This window comes from Saccharolobus shibatae B12, assembly GCF_019175345.1.
In the GTDB taxonomy this organism is placed as follows: Archaea; Thermoproteota; Thermoprotei_A; order Sulfolobales; family Sulfolobaceae; genus Saccharolobus; species Saccharolobus shibatae.
This window is the reverse complement of sequence record NZ_CP077717.1, coordinates 149,564-164,753: the sequence shown is the minus strand read 5'-3', so window position 1 is coordinate 164,753 and position 15,190 is coordinate 149,564. Positions and strand designations below refer to the sequence as shown.

Annotated in this window: 20 protein-coding genes, 3 tRNA genes and 1 other RNA gene; 5 read left to right on the top strand and 19 right to left on the bottom strand. The window is 36.4% G+C overall.

Annotation, left to right across the window (positions count from 1 at the left end; all coding sequences use genetic code 11):
- The first annotated feature begins 155 nt into the window (after positions 1 to 155).
- From J5U23_RS01235 to J5U23_RS01225, 3 genes are all read left to right on the top strand, one after another.
- A tRNA-Pro gene (locus J5U23_RS01235) sits at positions 156 to 231 on the top strand.
- An 18-nt stretch (positions 232 to 249) separates the two neighbouring features.
- Positions 250 to 687, top strand: coding sequence for a hypothetical protein (locus J5U23_RS01230; RefSeq protein ID WP_218259085.1), 438 nt, complete (start codon positions 250 to 252; stop codon positions 685 to 687).
- Positions 688 to 761: 74 nt separating this feature from the next.
- Positions 762 to 848 (top strand) — tRNA-Asn (locus tag J5U23_RS01225).
- Positions 849 to 1,715: 867 nt separating this feature from the next.
- On the opposite strand, the gene J5U23_RS01220 is transcribed toward J5U23_RS01225, so the two are convergent.
- From J5U23_RS01220 to J5U23_RS01130, 19 genes are all read right to left on the bottom strand, one after another.
- Positions 1,716 to 1,919, bottom strand: coding sequence for a hypothetical protein (locus J5U23_RS01220; RefSeq protein ID WP_218266668.1), 204 nt, complete (start codon positions 1,917 to 1,919; stop codon positions 1,716 to 1,718).
- A gap of 182 nt (positions 1,920 to 2,101) precedes the next feature.
- A tRNA-Ser gene (locus J5U23_RS01215) sits at positions 2,102 to 2,186 on the bottom strand.
- Between the two features lie 41 nt (positions 2,187 to 2,227).
- An RNA gene (ffs, locus tag J5U23_RS01210) (signal recognition particle sRNA) lies at positions 2,228 to 2,535 on the bottom strand.
- Positions 2,536 to 2,591: 56 nt separating this feature from the next.
- Positions 2,592 to 3,560: an MraY family glycosyltransferase gene (locus tag J5U23_RS01205; RefSeq protein ID WP_218259084.1), complete on the bottom strand. Its 969-nt coding sequence runs from the start codon at positions 3,558 to 3,560 to the stop codon at positions 2,592 to 2,594.
- Complete coding sequence (gene gds / locus J5U23_RS01200) at positions 3,561 to 4,556, bottom strand: geranylgeranyl diphosphate synthase (RefSeq protein WP_218259083.1); 996 nt, start codon at positions 4,554 to 4,556, stop codon at positions 3,561 to 3,563.
- A 1-nt stretch (position 4,557) separates the two neighbouring features.
- Positions 4,558 to 5,664 (bottom strand): type 2 isopentenyl-diphosphate Delta-isomerase, encoded by a 1,107-nt coding sequence (gene fni / locus J5U23_RS01195; protein ID WP_218259082.1) that lies wholly within the window; start codon positions 5,662 to 5,664, stop codon positions 4,558 to 4,560.
- Positions 5,657 to 6,376 (bottom strand): isopentenyl phosphate kinase, encoded by a 720-nt coding sequence (locus tag J5U23_RS01190; RefSeq protein ID WP_218267469.1) that lies wholly within the window; start codon positions 6,374 to 6,376, stop codon positions 5,657 to 5,659. The genes fni and J5U23_RS01190 overlap by 8 nt, the downstream gene beginning before the upstream one ends.
- Positions 6,328 to 7,050 carry a hypothetical protein gene (locus tag J5U23_RS01185; protein ID WP_218266667.1) on the bottom strand — a complete coding sequence of 241 codons (723 nt, stop codon included), beginning with the start codon at positions 7,048 to 7,050 and terminating at the stop codon, positions 6,328 to 6,330. The genes J5U23_RS01190 and J5U23_RS01185 overlap by 49 nt, the downstream gene beginning before the upstream one ends.
- Positions 6,977 to 7,831, bottom strand: coding sequence for an AmmeMemoRadiSam system protein B (gene amrB, locus J5U23_RS01180; RefSeq protein WP_218266666.1), 855 nt, complete (start codon positions 7,829 to 7,831; stop codon positions 6,977 to 6,979). The genes J5U23_RS01185 and amrB overlap by 74 nt, the downstream gene beginning before the upstream one ends.
- Positions 7,828 to 8,508 (bottom strand): 30S ribosomal protein S2, encoded by a 681-nt coding sequence (gene rpsB / locus J5U23_RS01175; protein ID WP_218259079.1) that lies wholly within the window; start codon positions 8,506 to 8,508, stop codon positions 7,828 to 7,830. Before rpsB ends, amrB begins: the two co-directional genes overlap by 4 nt.
- Positions 8,509 to 8,520: 12 nt before the next feature.
- Positions 8,521 to 8,721: a DNA-directed RNA polymerase subunit N gene (locus J5U23_RS01170; RefSeq protein ID WP_012712019.1), complete on the bottom strand. Its 201-nt coding sequence runs from the start codon at positions 8,719 to 8,721 to the stop codon at positions 8,521 to 8,523.
- Between the two features lie 6 nt (positions 8,722 to 8,727).
- Entirely contained in the window at positions 8,728 to 9,141 is a 414-nt protein-coding gene (locus J5U23_RS01165) for a 30S ribosomal protein S9 (protein WP_218266665.1), read from the bottom strand.
- Positions 9,141 to 9,587, bottom strand: coding sequence for a 50S ribosomal protein L13 (locus J5U23_RS01160; protein WP_218266664.1), 447 nt, complete (start codon positions 9,585 to 9,587; stop codon positions 9,141 to 9,143). The genes J5U23_RS01165 and J5U23_RS01160 overlap by 1 nt, the downstream gene beginning before the upstream one ends.
- Positions 9,584 to 9,943 carry a 50S ribosomal protein L18e gene (locus J5U23_RS01155; RefSeq protein ID WP_218259076.1) on the bottom strand — a complete coding sequence of 120 codons (360 nt, stop codon included), beginning with the start codon at positions 9,941 to 9,943 and terminating at the stop codon, positions 9,584 to 9,586. Before J5U23_RS01155 ends, J5U23_RS01160 begins: the two co-directional genes overlap by 4 nt.
- The gene (locus J5U23_RS01150; RefSeq protein WP_218266663.1) at positions 9,940 to 10,737 is read right to left on the bottom strand and encodes a DNA-directed RNA polymerase subunit D; all 798 of its coding nucleotides are present in this window, start codon (positions 10,735 to 10,737) and stop codon (positions 9,940 to 9,942) included. The genes J5U23_RS01155 and J5U23_RS01150 overlap by 4 nt, the downstream gene beginning before the upstream one ends.
- A gap of 11 nt (positions 10,738 to 10,748) precedes the next feature.
- Positions 10,749 to 11,147, bottom strand: coding sequence for a 30S ribosomal protein S11 (locus J5U23_RS01145; RefSeq protein WP_012712014.1), 399 nt, complete (start codon positions 11,145 to 11,147; stop codon positions 10,749 to 10,751).
- Positions 11,131 to 11,676 carry a 30S ribosomal protein S4 gene (locus J5U23_RS01140; protein WP_218259074.1) on the bottom strand — a complete coding sequence of 182 codons (546 nt, stop codon included), beginning with the start codon at positions 11,674 to 11,676 and terminating at the stop codon, positions 11,131 to 11,133. Before J5U23_RS01140 ends, J5U23_RS01145 begins: the two co-directional genes overlap by 17 nt.
- Positions 11,677 to 11,686: 10 nt before the next feature.
- Complete coding sequence (locus J5U23_RS01135) at positions 11,687 to 12,187, bottom strand: 30S ribosomal protein S13 (protein WP_218259073.1); 501 nt, start codon at positions 12,185 to 12,187, stop codon at positions 11,687 to 11,689.
- A gap of 20 nt (positions 12,188 to 12,207) precedes the next feature.
- Positions 12,208 to 13,485 (bottom strand): AIR synthase related protein, encoded by a 1,278-nt coding sequence (locus J5U23_RS01130; protein ID WP_218266662.1) that lies wholly within the window; start codon positions 13,483 to 13,485, stop codon positions 12,208 to 12,210.
- 205 nt (positions 13,486 to 13,690) lie between these two features.
- Here J5U23_RS01130 and J5U23_RS01125 point away from each other — a divergent pair, with 205 nt between their 5' ends.
- Together J5U23_RS01125 and J5U23_RS01120 are read left to right on the top strand one after the other, a co-directional pair.
- A complete protein-coding gene (locus tag J5U23_RS01125; protein WP_218266661.1) occupies positions 13,691 to 14,044 on the top strand; it encodes a hypothetical protein in 354 nt (117 codons plus the stop codon).
- Positions 14,045 to 14,089: 45 nt separating this feature from the next.
- Positions 14,090 to 15,175 carry a tyrosine--tRNA ligase gene (locus tag J5U23_RS01120; protein WP_218266660.1) on the top strand — a complete coding sequence of 362 codons (1,086 nt, stop codon included), beginning with the start codon at positions 14,090 to 14,092 and terminating at the stop codon, positions 15,173 to 15,175.
- The last annotated feature ends 15 nt before the right edge of the window (positions 15,176 to 15,190 follow it).

Sequence of the window (15,190 nt, the reverse complement as noted above, 5' to 3'; positions counted from 1 at the left end):
ATTTTTGTTCATTATTCTACTTTACCATAATTTCTCACAACCAAAAGTCTTACTTCGATAACAGGCTAAGAAAGCGTATTTTCATGATCTACCTCAATTTCCCTTTTTATATAATAGAGTAAATCATTTATAGCCTTTAGAAACTATTATATGAGGGGGCCGTAGTCTAGCCTGGACTAGGACGCCAGGCTTGGGCCCTGGTGATCGCGGGTTCAAATCCCGCCGGCCCCATCTAGCGGGTTTGAAATTATGACAAAAGAGAAATCAAAAGCACTTATTGCCAGTTCAATGAAAAGAGTAAAGATGAGTATATTTTACCTTGAAAATGACATGATAGAGGAGGCTCGCAAAGAAATGCAAAAATCTTGGAGGCAAATAATTTCAGCATTACTTATACTAAATTTGTATAACAAAGAGGAAAAACAAATCACACATTATAGTGTGCCTAGGTCAAAGATATTTAGCGTATCAAAGTCATTAGAAGATAAGGGTCTTAGAGATCTAGTTAAAATCTCTTCCGTGTACTTTTCTTCTCTACAAGAATTACCTAAAAGTGAGATAAAGGTTCTTATAATCACCTTAATTAAAGAAGAGATAGAACACATCAAGGAATGGTTTAAAATAATATGGGATGAGAAATTAGATGAGGAGTTAAACGAGATAAAAAAGAAGGTAGCTAATGGCTGATATTGTTTTTATAAAGCTTTTACTTTACGTTAACTGAAGATAACTTTTTAATCCATTATTAGTATTTTTATCACGCCGGAGTAGCTCAGTTGGCAGAGCGCCCGGCTGTTATGCCGGGTGCAGAAACCGGGTGGTCGGAGGTTCGAGTCCTCCCTCCGGCGCTATGTTTTTTCATAGTTCTGAAATATAAACAGAATAAGACTACTTGTTCGTAATAAATCTAGCATCATATAAATGTTTCTTAAAAAATGAATACAAAAATATTTAACTACAATTAATTCCTAGGTTTGCTAAGTATTGTGATAGCTCATTGTATAATTTGTTTTATATCTCACTTTCACTTTCCTTAGCATCAACCTCAGACATTAAATTATTTAATTGACTTTGAGCCATTTGCTCATACTACCTTCTGATTCCTAGTTAAGTCTGGTTGTGTTTCAATGCGGGCGATTCACGGATCCATTGCGAATTGTAATTTATGAATAATATAAATATAAAAGTATTAACATGATTAAGCACGTATTCCCTTTATTAACCGTTATTACCCAATTAAATTCGTCATAATTTTTGAAATATAGTGAATTTGCAATGGAAACTTGAATCGCCCTTCAATGCATGAGTTTGTTGTTAACAATACTTGATTATAAACGTTATTCAATTTCTCTACAAAGGGTTGTGCATCTTGTATAATTTGATTAACCTCATTCCACTCCTCAACTGCAAATATTGTTGCATAAGCAATACCAGCTAGAACATAGACGCTACAAGTGGCTCATAAATCTTCTTAGCCTTTGACATCATATCCTTTAAAATATTAAATAGTTCTGATTGGCCTTTAATGCTGCTGCGTAATTTGCACTATCATTATCTGTAAAACTATTTGGCAATTTCATAACTGGTAACATCTACAAACCAATTTTAAGATAACCTGGCTTAATATTGGTTTATTAGGATAATAATCCAGGGAGTTCAACTACCGGTAGTGTAAATTGCAGGATAAGGATATGGAAAAACTGAAGATAGGGTTATCAAATTGTTTTTACACTTTTAGAGATAAGCCAATTGACCGCCAAAGGGTAAAGAAACTCAGACTTAACTTGCTTTAATATCGCGTACTTGTTTAATTCTGGTTGGTAGCTTAGTAGCTGTGCTGCACCATTTGGTAATGATATTTGATTTACTGATTCGTTGTAATTCGCATTTGGTAACGAGTACAATACCGGGTTTTTCAATTGATAACACTTCAAATGAGTCCTGTTCGCACTACTGGTATTACTCATTTTTCCGTTACATAATCAATTAACGTATCCTTGTACAAATTTACAACATTTCCTCCTTAAATTTTGATTCTATTAAGTGAGGAAACGATAGATCCTTGTTACTAGAAATTTAATCAAAATTGAAAAGAAATATGCGCCGAGGGCGGGATTTGAACCCGCGTGGGGAGAATCCCCAGCGGCTTAGCAGGCCGCCGCCCTACCTGGCTAGGCGACCTCGGCACTACTTTAATAGTATGCTTTATCCCTTTTTATGCTTTATGGGGCCAGACCCCCTACTCCATGGCCTACCTATCTATAGGCTTACCCCAGTTTCACTCTGGCTGTAGACCAGCGAACGCTGGCGTCCAGGCACGGCTGCTCCCTTCCGGGCCTCGCCGATTCCCCCAGCTATCGTAGTACTTCCCCTCCCTCCGGAGAGGAAGCCTACGACCGCCAAGCCCCGCTGGGCAGCCTTCATAGCTCCACTGGGACCTACAGATAGGAGACACCATAGAGTAGGAGTTACTGGTGCCCGCATTACGCCTTGCGGGTCACAGGGATTGGCGAGATCCCCCACCCTCCCTGGCCCCATCTATATATATCTTTAATGATTTTTAAGAGTATTGATAAAGGCCAAGAGTTCTACTATATTACTATTGTTACACTTTGTAGAATTACAGCTATTATTGCGAATATTACTTCTATTCCCCATAAAATTATAACCACTTGATACTCCTTAAATCGACCCATTTTCATTACTACATGTGTTAATGAATGAGGCTTTTCATCCCAATATAATCTACCAGAAGAGTCCACTTTGCCAAACGATACGCCCTTAAACTTTGTTCTTAACTTCAATATGAACTCCACAACGTATGGTATATAGAGAATCGCTAATGCAGTGTACATGAAACCCGCAATTCCTATGGCTCCTATCAATGCTCCTATGAAATACGTGCCAACATTACCTGGAAATATTTTCGCAGGATATTTATTAAATAACAGAAAAGCCACTAATGAAAAAATTGCTGAAAGTGCCACTAAACCAGCCTGGTATGAAGGACCACCATGAGTTAGTCCTATATACGCTAATGCAGATAACATTATAACCCCCATACCTACACCCAACCCGTTTAGACCCTCTAGCATATTGAAGGCATTAGATGCTATCGTTAACGCAAAAGGTATTATTATGACATAATACAATATTCCGAAATTTACTGGACCTAAAAATGGAATTGATATTACTGAGTGTCCAACGCTGTAAACTATTAGCGGAACTGATGCGAAAATTGGTAGAAATGCTCTTACTGATTGCCTAAGGTTAAATATATCATCTAATAGTCCAAGAAATGCTATAAGCAATGAGGAGAGTATTACAGATGGAATTACTCGCTCACTTCTTACATCAGTTAGTAATAAGGAGAAGGATCCCGCTATAAACCCGGCTATTATACTTATCCCACCCATTAGTGGTATTTCCGGTTTATCTGGTTTATTTACATCCTTACCTACAAGCCCACTCTTTTTTGCCTGTCTTATTACCCAGACTGTTGTAATATAGCTTATGAAAAAGGATATAAAAATTGAAAGCAATATCCCTGATATGCTCATTTACTTTCTCCTTTCAATGGTAAACTGCGCTAGATATTTTAAAGCCTTTTCAGCAGTTTCATTGTAAACTGGAATTTTACGCAAATGTTCTAATGCAAGATCTGAGTACTTTTTAGCTAAATTGTATGCATATTGCAATGAATACTTCCTTATTATTTCCGACGCTCTCTCAAGATCGTCCTTTTTAGCCTCCCTATTCCCAAGCGTAGAAACCAGAATTTTCTTTTCATCGTCAGTAGCTTCACTTAAAGTTTTTATAACAAGAATTGTTTTCTTACCTTCCCTAATATCACTGTAAACTGGTTTCCCTAATTCCTTTTCGTCTCCAATAATTCCTAAGATATCATCCACTATTTGGAATGATATGCCTAGATTTAATCCATATTCGACTAAATTTTTAATTATATCATCGCTAGCCTTGTTAATTATACCGCCTAATGCAGCAGAACATGAAAATAGCATCGCAGTCTTTCCTTTTATCATTTGCATGTACTCTTCCTCAGTTACATCTACTCTATTTTCAAATGACATATCCATTGCTTGACCTTCCGATATTATCTCGATAGAATTAATAAATACGGAAAAAGCCTTATAAAACGTATTCCCGTCAAGACCTTTTAGAGCCTCATTTAAGGCTTCAAAAGCCTTGGCGTGTAAGTAATCACCTGCAAGTATTGCCATTGGTTCACCCCACTTTACATGAACAGTTGGTAATCCTCTTCTTAGGTAATCCCTATCCATTATATCGTCATGAACTAGAGTAAAGTTGTGAAGAATCTCCACGGCAGCTGCTGCCTTATATGCCCTTTGCCTGTCCCCGCCAATTAAGTCTGACGATGAAACCAGAATTAAGGGTCTAAGTCTTTTGCCCCCAGCTGTAAATAAATGAAACGATGCTTCCTCAAGCGTTCTAACATTGCTCTTTACAAAATTTTTTATATGAAAATTTACATTGTTAACTATATCATTAAAATACGAACTTAATTCGTCACTCATTTTATTCTCTCTTTCTAACTTTCTCGTATATAGATAAATTTATCCCCCTATATTCTGCCCACTCTTTAAGTTTACCTAAAATAACAATACTGGTCTTCTTTAACGCATCAACGTCTTTAGAACCAGTAAGCATCATGGCGGCCTTCAATTCAAATATTATCTTTCTAAAGAATTGTTCTAAACTTTCCTTACCTTCTATAGCACTTTTTAACACTGGTAATGCCATACCAGCAATATCAGCACCTAAGGCTATAGCCTTAGCTGCATCTAACCCACTCCTAATGCCTCCACTACCCACTAGAAAGGAATCTGGAACTGAATATCTCACTTCCATTATCGACGCTGCAGTTGGTACACCCCAATCCAGAAAATTTTTTGCACTCTCTGCCTTCCAGTTCCCTCTTCTAATATCCCTTATCATCTCAATTGCTATCCAATTAGTACCGCCTTGTCCAGAAGTGTCAAAATTCTTTATACCATAACTGTAAAGAAGTTTTGCAGTTTCCATGGAAATACCGTTGCCGCTTTCCTTTACTATAATCGGCACAGATAACTCCTTAGAGATGTCTCTCAGTTTTTCTAGAGCATAAATCTGATACTCAGGTTCACCTTCTGGTTGAAATACTTCTTGGGCTGGATTTAAGTGAACAGCTATTGCATCAGCTTCGATCATTTGTATGGCGTCTTGGAATTCCTTTAGCCCATATCCTTTAACTAGTTGTGGCATCCCTAAATTAGCAATAATAGGTATTGTAGGAGCTACCTTCCTAACTATCGCAAAACTTTCCCTTGCCTCAGCCTTTTCTATCGCAACTCTCTGACTACCTACCCCCATGGGTATTCCGAATTTTTCAGCGACCTCTGCTATAATCTTGTTTATTCTTCCCAATTCATTCCTTCCACCTGTCATCCCAGTTACCATTACTGGCACACTTATCTCTTTCCTAAAAAATTTTGTCTTAGTATTTATTTCACTAAATGATATCCCCGGAAATCCTTGGTGAACTAAAATTACATCATTTAAGAACGTTGATGAAGATAAACCATCTACGTTTTCAAAAGCGGCAATTTCAACGTGCTCCACTTTTCTATTTACTATATCAGGCATTCGGATTACCTCTTACCAAAGTACCTATATTATATCCCTTTAATGCTAAATATATATTTCCAGCTTTACTCCCATCAAAAATCATAGCATTTAAATTGTTTTCAAATATCTTTTGTATCTTAGAAATTATTCCACCAGTAATATCATAATAATTAGCTTGTAGCAATCTACCAACCTCATCTATCCTTCTTAACTCGCTTATGACTCTTCCATCCCTTCCTAAAATTCCAGCCTTATCGATTGCGAAAAGTAATCTGGCATTGAGTTTCTTCACAATATCTATACTCATATCATCTGCAGAAATTATGGATCCATCAAATTTAATATCACCATATATCAAGGGCACAAGGCCCTTCTCTAGAGCATTTAACACTATATCAAAAGTATAGAATTTTCCAGGGATACTAATAACGTTAACACCACTTTTTAACAGTTGTTTAGTTATCATATAATTTAACTCCTGCATGGCTTCAGAGGTCCTTACGGTTCTACTATCATCAAATATCGATGCCTCATAATGGCCAAAACTCCCTCCACCATGTAATAATATAATCTTTTCGTTAGGATTTTCATCAATGAATTTCTTAATTTCTTCCGAAATTTTTCTTAGCAATTCTAATCTAACACACCTAGGGAGATCTTTGCATGTGATTAGACTTCCACCTAATTTGAGAACTCTATAATCGTAAGCCAATTCAGATCCCATATCCATTTCCAATTATTTATTTTTAAATACGGTAAGGAATATATAGCACTCCATAGTCCATTTTCAAATTCTATTAGATTTCGTGCTTTACTCTCAACATATTCAACTGGAATAATACCAGCTAGATGAATTAGCGAATTATCTAGATATTTAGGATTGCCATCAAAAGGGTATGAGGAAACTACTTTAATTTTAATTGGTTCTAATTGAATTCTAATTGGTTCTTCACCATCTCTAAAGAGGATGGGGGAATTAAGTTGTTGTGAAGTTCTGAGTGCCTTAACTAAAGAGTTTTGGGGGAATATTGCTTCATCCACTAGGTGAAGGATTTCAAATTTCTCATCTTCACTCATTGGGACCTCACAATTTCTTATAGCATCATTTGCCAACTTCTCAGTAACGTAAATATAATATGAAGAGAAGGGAATCGAGGAATCCCAATGTTCCTCCTCCTTAACGCACTGAAAACCAATTGCCTCATTAAATTGCCTTATAAACTGGCCAATTGCCTCAGTCCTCACAAAAATGTTTAATGACTCTATGATTCCGTCAAGCACCAGAATCGGATTATTTATTCCTTTTATAGGGATTCCGAGAAACGGAACTCTAACTCCCAAAACGCGCTGCAAGATAACCCACAACTGAATCTTTAGGTCCCGAAGTGTCACCAGAAGTTGCATGTTTCAAAATATAGGCTTTTTTACCGAACTTCTTAGCTAGGATTAGGTTAACCATTATAGGACCATAACCACATAAAGTAACATCTTTACCTTCTACAACCTCGTATAAACCCTTATAATCTAATTGTTGAATTTTTTCTATTGCTTCCTCATCTTTCTTTACCGTAATCTCATGTGGGTCGTAATGGTTCATATCACTACTTGCCAAGACTACTATATCCTTATCTGGATTCTTCTGCATAACCTTATAAATGGCATCTGCTAGAAATTCGGCAATTTCAGGGGTTTGCATCATAATTACAATTGGAACCATCTTAAAGTTATCACCAAAAAAGTACTGCAAAAATGGCAATTGAACCTCGATTGAATGTTCGTATAAGTGCGATTTTTCATCTAAGTCTATCACTTCCGATTCCTTGATTAATTGCATTAAAATTTCTTCATCTATTTTCACACTACCTAACGGAGTTTCCCATTCTCCCTTAGGCCAGGCAGAAACATAAGAACCCAAACCGGTATGATTAGGACCTAATATTATCACAACATCTGGCCTACCTTCTGAAACTAAATAATAATATGAGTGAGCTGCCACGGGGCCGCTATAAATATAACCAGCATGGGGCACGACAAAAAATAAATTATCTCTTTTCTTCTTCTCGTAAGATTGTTTAGGAATATCTCTTGGACCTATATTATGTCTGAATGACCACTCAATCTGCATTTTAAGTTTTTTCGGATCTGATTCATAAAAAGAACCTGCAACCGCTGGTAATCTCTTCATTGAACAAGCCTCATCTCGAATTCACTTACTGGTACCGCCAAATCGCCATCTGGGGGAATTATCCTCCTCTCTCTGAGTATTTGCCTAGCTAATGCCCAATATAATAGCGCCAATGATTTCCTACCTTTATTATTGGCCGGTATTATGAGATCAATATAATCGATTTTAGCATCAGTATCAGCAAAAGCAACTATCGGTATTCCTACCTTAGCAGCTTCTTTTATTGCTTGAGTATCAGTTCTAGGATCGGATACTAACAATACCTTTGGCTCTGTATATGTTGATAAATATGGATTTGTAAAAGTTCCTGGTATTATTCTACCTACCAATGCTCTAGCTCCTATCACTTCTGCGAACTTTTGGACTGGCCTGTATGCATAAGGCCTACTCGCTACTGCAATTATATCCTGTGGTTCATACCTTGATAAGAACTTAGCTGCTATTCTTAATCTTTCATCTATCTTTCTAACATCTAATACATACAATCCTTCTGCTCTTACTCTATATACGAAACTCTCCATATATTTAGTACAACTATGAGTACCTATATGAACTCCAGCCGAAAGATAAGTCTCTACTGGAACTAATAATTCTATTATTGTACCTTTTTCGGATTTTCGTAACTCCTCTTTTTCTGCTTCAGTTAATTCTCCTCCTCTTTCTTCCTTTTCACTCAAATTGATCACCTTTCAAATTGGTCTAGTATAGTGGATTACTTCACTAATTATATCTATGTGAGATAAAAGCATTCTTCTGCAACAATATCTTTTTACACCTAAGTCATCAAGAACCTTTCCTGGATTCTCCCCTGCATTAACTCTTGTTATAAATGGCTGCCACTTATCAGCTATCAATGAACCACATGTAAAACATCTAATTGGGATCATCATTTAGATTCACCTATACGATTTCTGCCTCCATCTCCTTGCGCTATATCTCATCCATTTCTCTGATTCCGTCTGCCTTGGATCTCCAGCTAGCATTGTCCTATCATACGCCCTATATATTTTCTTTAATTCATCACTACCAGTGAACTTAACCAATGCCCTAGCCAAAGCCATCCTTGCTGCATCAGCCTGGCCCATTATCCCACCCCCATAAGTTACTATTTTGGCATCTATCTTTGATCTAATGTCATTCCCAGCTAAAAGTAATGGTTCCATGACTTTCAATCTTACGATTTCTATTGGTATTAACTCAATTGGAATGTTGTTTACGAACACTCTTCCTTTCCCGGGGAATATATAACATGTAGCTCTAGCTGTCTTCCTTCTAGCGCTGGAAATAACTACTTTCTGTTCCTCACTCATCAACTCCACCCTAGCTCTTTTGCAACTACTTCTACTGTTACATACTTACCTTTAAGTCTACTCACATCAGCGTCTGGGAATTTAATAAATTGTCTCCCCTCAAATTCCTTCGGTACTCCAATATATACCTTAACGTTCTTAAGCATTCTACGTCCCTTACTACTCTTAGGTAACATTCCCCTAATAGTCCTTTTAACTATATTTATCGGTGATTTAGGTCTTCTAATCCCATTTCTATAAGGATTAAAAAGCGTTCTTACTGTTAAAAGTAATTTATATGACTCTATAACTCTGTTTTTCTCCCCACTTATTACTGCTTTTTCTCCATTTACTATAATTACCTTTTTACCTTCCTTTAATAATCTAACTATGTTACTCGCCATTCTACCTAAGATCTGACCTTCAGCGTTAATTACTACTTCTTGCTCTTGAACTTGCGTACTCATTGCTTCATCAACCTCACACTTTTTCCTTTAAAATCCTTAAAGGTTTCTAAAGCTTTATATATACTCATAGTCTGACCTCCCGAAGCTCTAATTTTTTCTATAGCGGATTTTGAGAAATCTAATGCAATAACTGTTACTACGTGATCTAGTTTACCTATACCTAAGACTTTTCCTGGAACAACAACTATGTCATTGGTCTTAGTGTACTTGTTTATTTTGTATAGGTTAATATATGGCCTCTTTCTGGATGATGCCGATAATTCCTCAGCTACTTTTCTCCACAATGGCTTCTTAGACTTTTCCAAATTTCTAATAAGCTTTCTAACCATTATATTCGTACTACCAGTTACCTTCATTTAATCACCTCTACCAACTTCTTCTCTAATTCTTCAATCTTTCTAATAATGCTTTTACCAGCCTCTAATAAAATTCTCTCTGGCTTAAGAGATCCGACACTTTCTAGCTCCAGAATATATTTATCTTCTACAGACGAAATTCTAATTAAGCCATTACAATATCTTAAACACTCTTCACACAAGGTACAGGCCAACTCGTTCTTTACTGAGAGTTTACCATCTTTTAATTCAAATACCCCCTCTGGGCAAACAGTAGCTCCTTTTTCACAATTTCCTAGTATCTCAACTTTCGGATAGTATCTAACTATTGCCAAAGAAACTGGTATAAACTTAGCGTGCTCTTTTCCGTAGCCTAATCTTAACCTAGCCTCAAGTGATATCTTTTGATTAGCACCTAATAGCACAATTGGTATGTCTCCAGATATTGGAACTATTGATGGATCCTCTGATTTTATATCTTTAGAGTATAGCATCTTAGGCTCATTCAACGCTTCCGCTTCAATGTAAATCTTAGTATAACATTTTTCACAGTTTTCAGTACAGTCGATACATTCTTCCGGCCATCTATACGTATCTAAGGCTTCCTCTGAAGTAAATGGTATTAAAGCCAACCTATGTGCCAATATCTCATCGTATAAAGGACTGTTATTCTCTATGAAATATACATCGTCAATAGACATTACTGGAACATAAAGCATCGCCGCTCTCCTAATTGCATTTACAAATTCTAAAGGATAACCCTCAAAAACTAGATCTATCCTTTTATCATCCTTATGAAGTAAATTAATTGACATGTATAAGCCGCCTATACTCTTCTTCCTCTTCTTCCACCGGGTCTCCTTATAGTATCATGAGGAATAGGCGTCACGTCTTCAATCCTTCCTATAATGAATCCAGCTCTAGCTAATGCTCTAATTGCAGGTTGAGCACCGGGTCCCGGCGTCTTACTACCATATCCACCAGGCGCCCTAACCTTAATGTGAAGTGCCATTATACCTTTTTCAAGGGCGTCACTAGCAGCTTTATTTGCAGCTAACATTGCAGCATAGGGAGATGATTTCTCTCTGTCCGCTTTCACTACCATGCCTCCGCTAGCTCTGGAGATGATTTCCGCGCCAGTAAGATCACTTATAGTTATTAGAGTGTTATTCTGTGACGCATAAATATGAGCTATTCCCCATCTAATTTCACGCCTGCTTGACACCTACTTCACCTCCTTCTTGTTGTGCCATAACTGGTGGTCTTGATTTAAATGAGGAAGTAACGTAATAATCGATTAGATTTTCCTCATCTACATTAACAATATAACCTGGAGACGTGACTCTTTTACCATTGACCGCAATGTGCCCATGAGTTATTAATTGCCTAGCTTGATATGTTGTATTTGCTAATCCTTTCTTATACACTATAGTTTGCAATCTTCTCTCCAATAGATCTTGCTCGGTTAAACTTAGAATATCATCTACAGTTGCAGTTTCCCTCTTTAACAAACCCATCTTCAGTAACTTCCCGACTAATTGTTTCTCCCTGACGGCCCTTTCTGCGGGTGGCAATGCTAATAATGATCTTGCTTGGTGTCTAAACTTTCTAATTATTGACTGTGCTATCCAGATTTCCCTTTTGTTTCTTAGACCGTATTTTCCTAACAGTTCTTGCTCATAACCTATTCTTTCTTTTATCCATGGATGACCTGGACTTTCCCATTTTTTCCTACTTTTTTTCGGATCTCCCATCTAGATCACCTTAAGAGGATTTCTGTTGTTGTTGGGAAGAAGATTGTTGAGCCTGGGGTTGTGCGGCTTTCTTTCTAGCTACACCTATAGTCATACCAGTTCTTCCCGTAGTCCTTGTTCTTTGTCCTCTAACCTTTAAGCCCAATGAATGCCTAACTCCTCTCCAACTCCTACTCTTCTTCTCTCTTTCTATATCATTTCTTACGTAAAAGATTAGATCAGAAGTAACTAAATGAAGATCTAAGCCACTCTCATAGTCTTTACGCCTATTATATAACCAACTAGGTAAACCTTTAATTGTATGATCACTTATTACAGACTCAACTTTCTTTATATCAGCATCGGATAATTCACCTAATCTCGCGTTTGGATCCATCCCTAGTTTTCGTATCATTGCTTTAGCAGTATTATAACCAATTCCTTTTACCATTGCTAAGGCGTAAGGTAGTTTCATAGTTCCATCTACATCTTGTCCAAAAATTCTAACAACGTACTTAAACTGTTGACTCATTAAGTATCAGCTTGTATGGTCTATGTAAAACTAGTTTTTAAGTTTTTCAATACGTTATCCATTTTTGTTTTAGCCTCAGCTATAGCATAATCTAAACGACTTGATATATATTCTATGCTATAAGGAGAATAATTCCCAATATATTTCTTTATAGGAGTATAAGGGCTTTCCCTAAATTGTGGTTTAAGTTCCTTTCCTCCATATGTAATTATAGGATATTGTCTAAAATCATCTATATAACCTATGACTTCACTTCTAATATTATGTTGAGCTAATCTCTCTTTAACTAAATCTGGGTTGTCAGTAAATATAAGTATTGAATCGATTGATATACCAAAGGGGTCTATGTTAATCTCTTCTAGCATTTTTCTTACTTTTGGATTTATTAATGAAAGAAACTTCTCATCATCTATCACAAAACTTAAGTTGGTTATTTTTGAAACCTCCAAGGCATCAGCGCGTATCCCGCCATTAGTAACATCTGTCATAGAATAAACATTACCTGACAAATGATCCCTAACTACGATACAGGTAATTAGGTCCTTAATGTTAAGCGTTTCCGAAATCACATCGGGCATACCATTATAGATGGCTGTAGTGGCAATGGTCCCACCACCATTTCCTTCAGTCATGAGTATTTTCAATCCTTTCATTACTCTTCTTCTTAAGAAATCCTTAGACTTCAATACTCCTATTGAACCTACGGCCCCGCTTATTCTATCTCCTAAAACTAAATCTCCACCTATTCTTAACGTACTACCACTTAATATTGGCACATTTAAAGCTTTGCTAATTGAAGTAACGCCTGCCTCAAAGTCTATTAGCATTCCTACATCGCTATCATCAGAAAGATGTATATCCACGATTAGGCCTAATGGGTAGGCTCCCTTGACCATTATATCCCTCAGTGTTGCTCTGGTAGCATAGAAACCAGCTAGGAACGGGAAATAAGAGAGCCTCGAATGAATACCATCTATAGAAACAACTATGTTTTCCCTTATTCCCGCGTCATCATATTCTTCGATTTGTTTACCAGCCAATTCAAATAACTTGGTATGTATTAAATTATCTCCTATACCTCTAGATCCTAATCCTGCTTCTCCAGCTTTTATGTTAGTTTTAGGAAAACCAAATATGCTATCAGCTTTCATGGAATTTATAACCTCAGTCAAAATAACGTTAGAGATCTCCTCCACATTATACCTATCACCCTTATAGAACCTTATTTCATCTATTAGTTTCGTTTTTGCCTTTTCAACGTCTGGATAAAGTCTTCTCACTATTCCCTCCAAATCCATTAAACGCAAAATGTAATGCCATTATAATATATTTTTCCCATCACACGATTAGATGTATTTGGTTTTAAAATACAATAAGAGTAAACTACTATATCTTAATTTTTTCAGCTAGTAACCAAAAGGAATCTGTGTAGTGATTAAGGTCGTGTTTATCGTAAAATAACGGGATAATAATAGCTTTTTTAGTAGTATTAGCGTAATAAATATGGGACAAAAATTGCCACCCACAAACAAACCTCCTTTTGAAAAGTTATATGATTGTGAAAGTGAAAGTTGTATTCAAAAACTAGTAGATGATTACATTTACAATTTAATGGCAAATAACAATAATAGTAATAACTATACTATGTTTAAATTATTTAAAGATGAAGATGATAGTGATCACAAATTTGTTTTAAATGAAAAAGTAATGTTAAACAGTTACTTATTCATCAAAGTACTTCTAAGGAGAATACTTGAGACGGACCTAGATTTTGAATATGTAATAGATGATCTCGAGAAAAAGCTGGGAAATACGCACCCAGTTGTTCTCTTTTTGAAACAAATCAAAGATGATTAGCGCTTTTTTACTTAAACTTCTTTTTACTTTTTGGGGAAACTGATTATGAGTATCGATCAAAGGTTACAGCTTATAACGAGAAATGCAGCTGAAATAATAACTATAGATGAGTTAAGGAAAAAATTAGAATCTAAAGAGAAATTAAAAGGTTATATAGGATTTGAGCCAAGTGGGCTCTTTCACATTGGATGGTTGATATGGACGCAAAAAGTGAAAGATTTAGTAGAAGCAGGCGTTAATATGACCCTATTAAGAGCAACTTGGCATGCGTGGATTAACGATAAGTTAGGTGGAGATCTAAACCTAATAAAGATGGCAGCTGATTACACAGTTGAAGTAATAAAAAATTACGGAGTTGACATAACTAAGTTAAACATAGTTGATGCTGACGATATGGTTAAGGAGAAAGATTATTGGGCTCTTGTAATAAAAGTAGCTAAGAACGCTAGTCTAGCAAGAATAAAAAGAGCACTAACAATAATGGGAAGAAGAGCAGAAGAAGCGGAAATAGACGCATCAAAACTGATATATCCAGCCATGCAAGTTAGTGACATATTTTACCTAGATTTAGATATTGCACTAGGAGGAACAGATCAGAGAAAAGCCCACATGCTAGCAAGAGATGTAGCAGAAAAAATGGGCAAGAAGAAGATAGTATCGATACATACACCACTTTTAGTTGGGCTTCAAGGAGGGCAGAGAATGAGCATAACGGAGGGAATGGAAGAAGATGACATACAAGCTGAGATAAAGATGAGCAAGTCAAAGCCAGAATCTGCGATTTTCGTTAGTGATAGTAGAGAGGATGTAGAGAGAAAGATAATGGGTGCATATTGTCCTAAAGGTGTAGCAGAAAATAATCCAATTCTTCAAATATTGAAGTATATTATATTTCCACGTTATAATTTTGTAAAGATTGAAAGAGATATTAGATATGGTGGAGACGTTGAATTTAAGGATTACGAGGAGTTAGAAAGGGCTTATATTGAAGGAAAAATACATCCGATGGATTTAAAGAAGGCTACTGCGAGAAGATTAAATGAGATATTAGAACCTATAAGAAAGAGTTTAGAAAGGAAACCCGAATTCGAGGAAATGATTCAGAAGATATCTAAAAGTGTAACAAGGTAATGTAAAGGTGAGCTT

Coding starts and splice junctions, on each gene's coding strand:
- J5U23_RS01130 (WP_218266662.1), bottom strand. CDS start 13,485: ATGGATTTGGAGGGAATAGTGAGAAGACTTTATCCAGACGTTGAAAAG.
- J5U23_RS01160 (WP_218266664.1), bottom strand. CDS start 9,587: ATGAGTACGCAAGTTCAAGAGCAAGAAGTAGTAATTAACGCTGAAGGT.
- amrB (WP_218266666.1), bottom strand. CDS start 7,831: ATGAAGAGATTACCAGCGGTTGCAGGTTCTTTTTATGAATCAGATCCG.
- J5U23_RS01150 (WP_218266663.1), bottom strand. CDS start 10,737: ATGTCAATTAATTTACTTCATAAGGATGATAAAAGGATAGATCTAGTT.
- J5U23_RS01125 (WP_218266661.1), top strand. CDS start 13,691: ATGGGACAAAAATTGCCACCCACAAACAAACCTCCTTTTGAAAAGTTA.
- J5U23_RS01120 (WP_218266660.1), top strand. CDS start 14,090: ATGAGTATCGATCAAAGGTTACAGCTTATAACGAGAAATGCAGCTGAA.
- gds (WP_218259083.1), bottom strand. CDS start 4,556: ATGAGTGACGAATTAAGTTCGTATTTTAATGATATAGTTAACAATGTA.
- J5U23_RS01135 (WP_218259073.1), bottom strand. CDS start 12,187: ATGAGTCAACAGTTTAAGTACGTTGTTAGAATTTTTGGACAAGATGTA.
- fni (WP_218259082.1), bottom strand. CDS start 5,664: ATGCCTGATATAGTAAATAGAAAAGTGGAGCACGTTGAAATTGCCGCT.
- J5U23_RS01230 (WP_218259085.1), top strand. CDS start 250: ATGACAAAAGAGAAATCAAAAGCACTTATTGCCAGTTCAATGAAAAGA.
- J5U23_RS01170 (WP_012712019.1), bottom strand. CDS start 8,721: ATGATGATCCCAATTAGATGTTTTACATGTGGTTCATTGATAGCTGAT.
- J5U23_RS01205 (WP_218259084.1), bottom strand. CDS start 3,560: ATGAGCATATCAGGGATATTGCTTTCAATTTTTATATCCTTTTTCATA.
- J5U23_RS01165 (WP_218266665.1), bottom strand. CDS start 9,141: ATGAGTGAGGAACAGAAAGTAGTTATTTCCAGCGCTAGAAGGAAGACA.
- J5U23_RS01185 (WP_218266667.1), bottom strand. CDS start 7,050: ATGCAACTTCTGGTGACACTTCGGGACCTAAAGATTCAGTTGTGGGTT.
- J5U23_RS01140 (WP_218259074.1), bottom strand. CDS start 11,676: ATGGGAGATCCGAAAAAAAGTAGGAAAAAATGGGAAAGTCCAGGTCAT.
- J5U23_RS01190 (WP_218267469.1), bottom strand. CDS start 6,376: ATGGATATGGGATCTGAATTGGCTTACGATTATAGAGTTCTCAAATTA.
- J5U23_RS01155 (WP_218259076.1), bottom strand. CDS start 9,943: ATGAAGGTAACTGGTAGTACGAATATAATGGTTAGAAAGCTTATTAGA.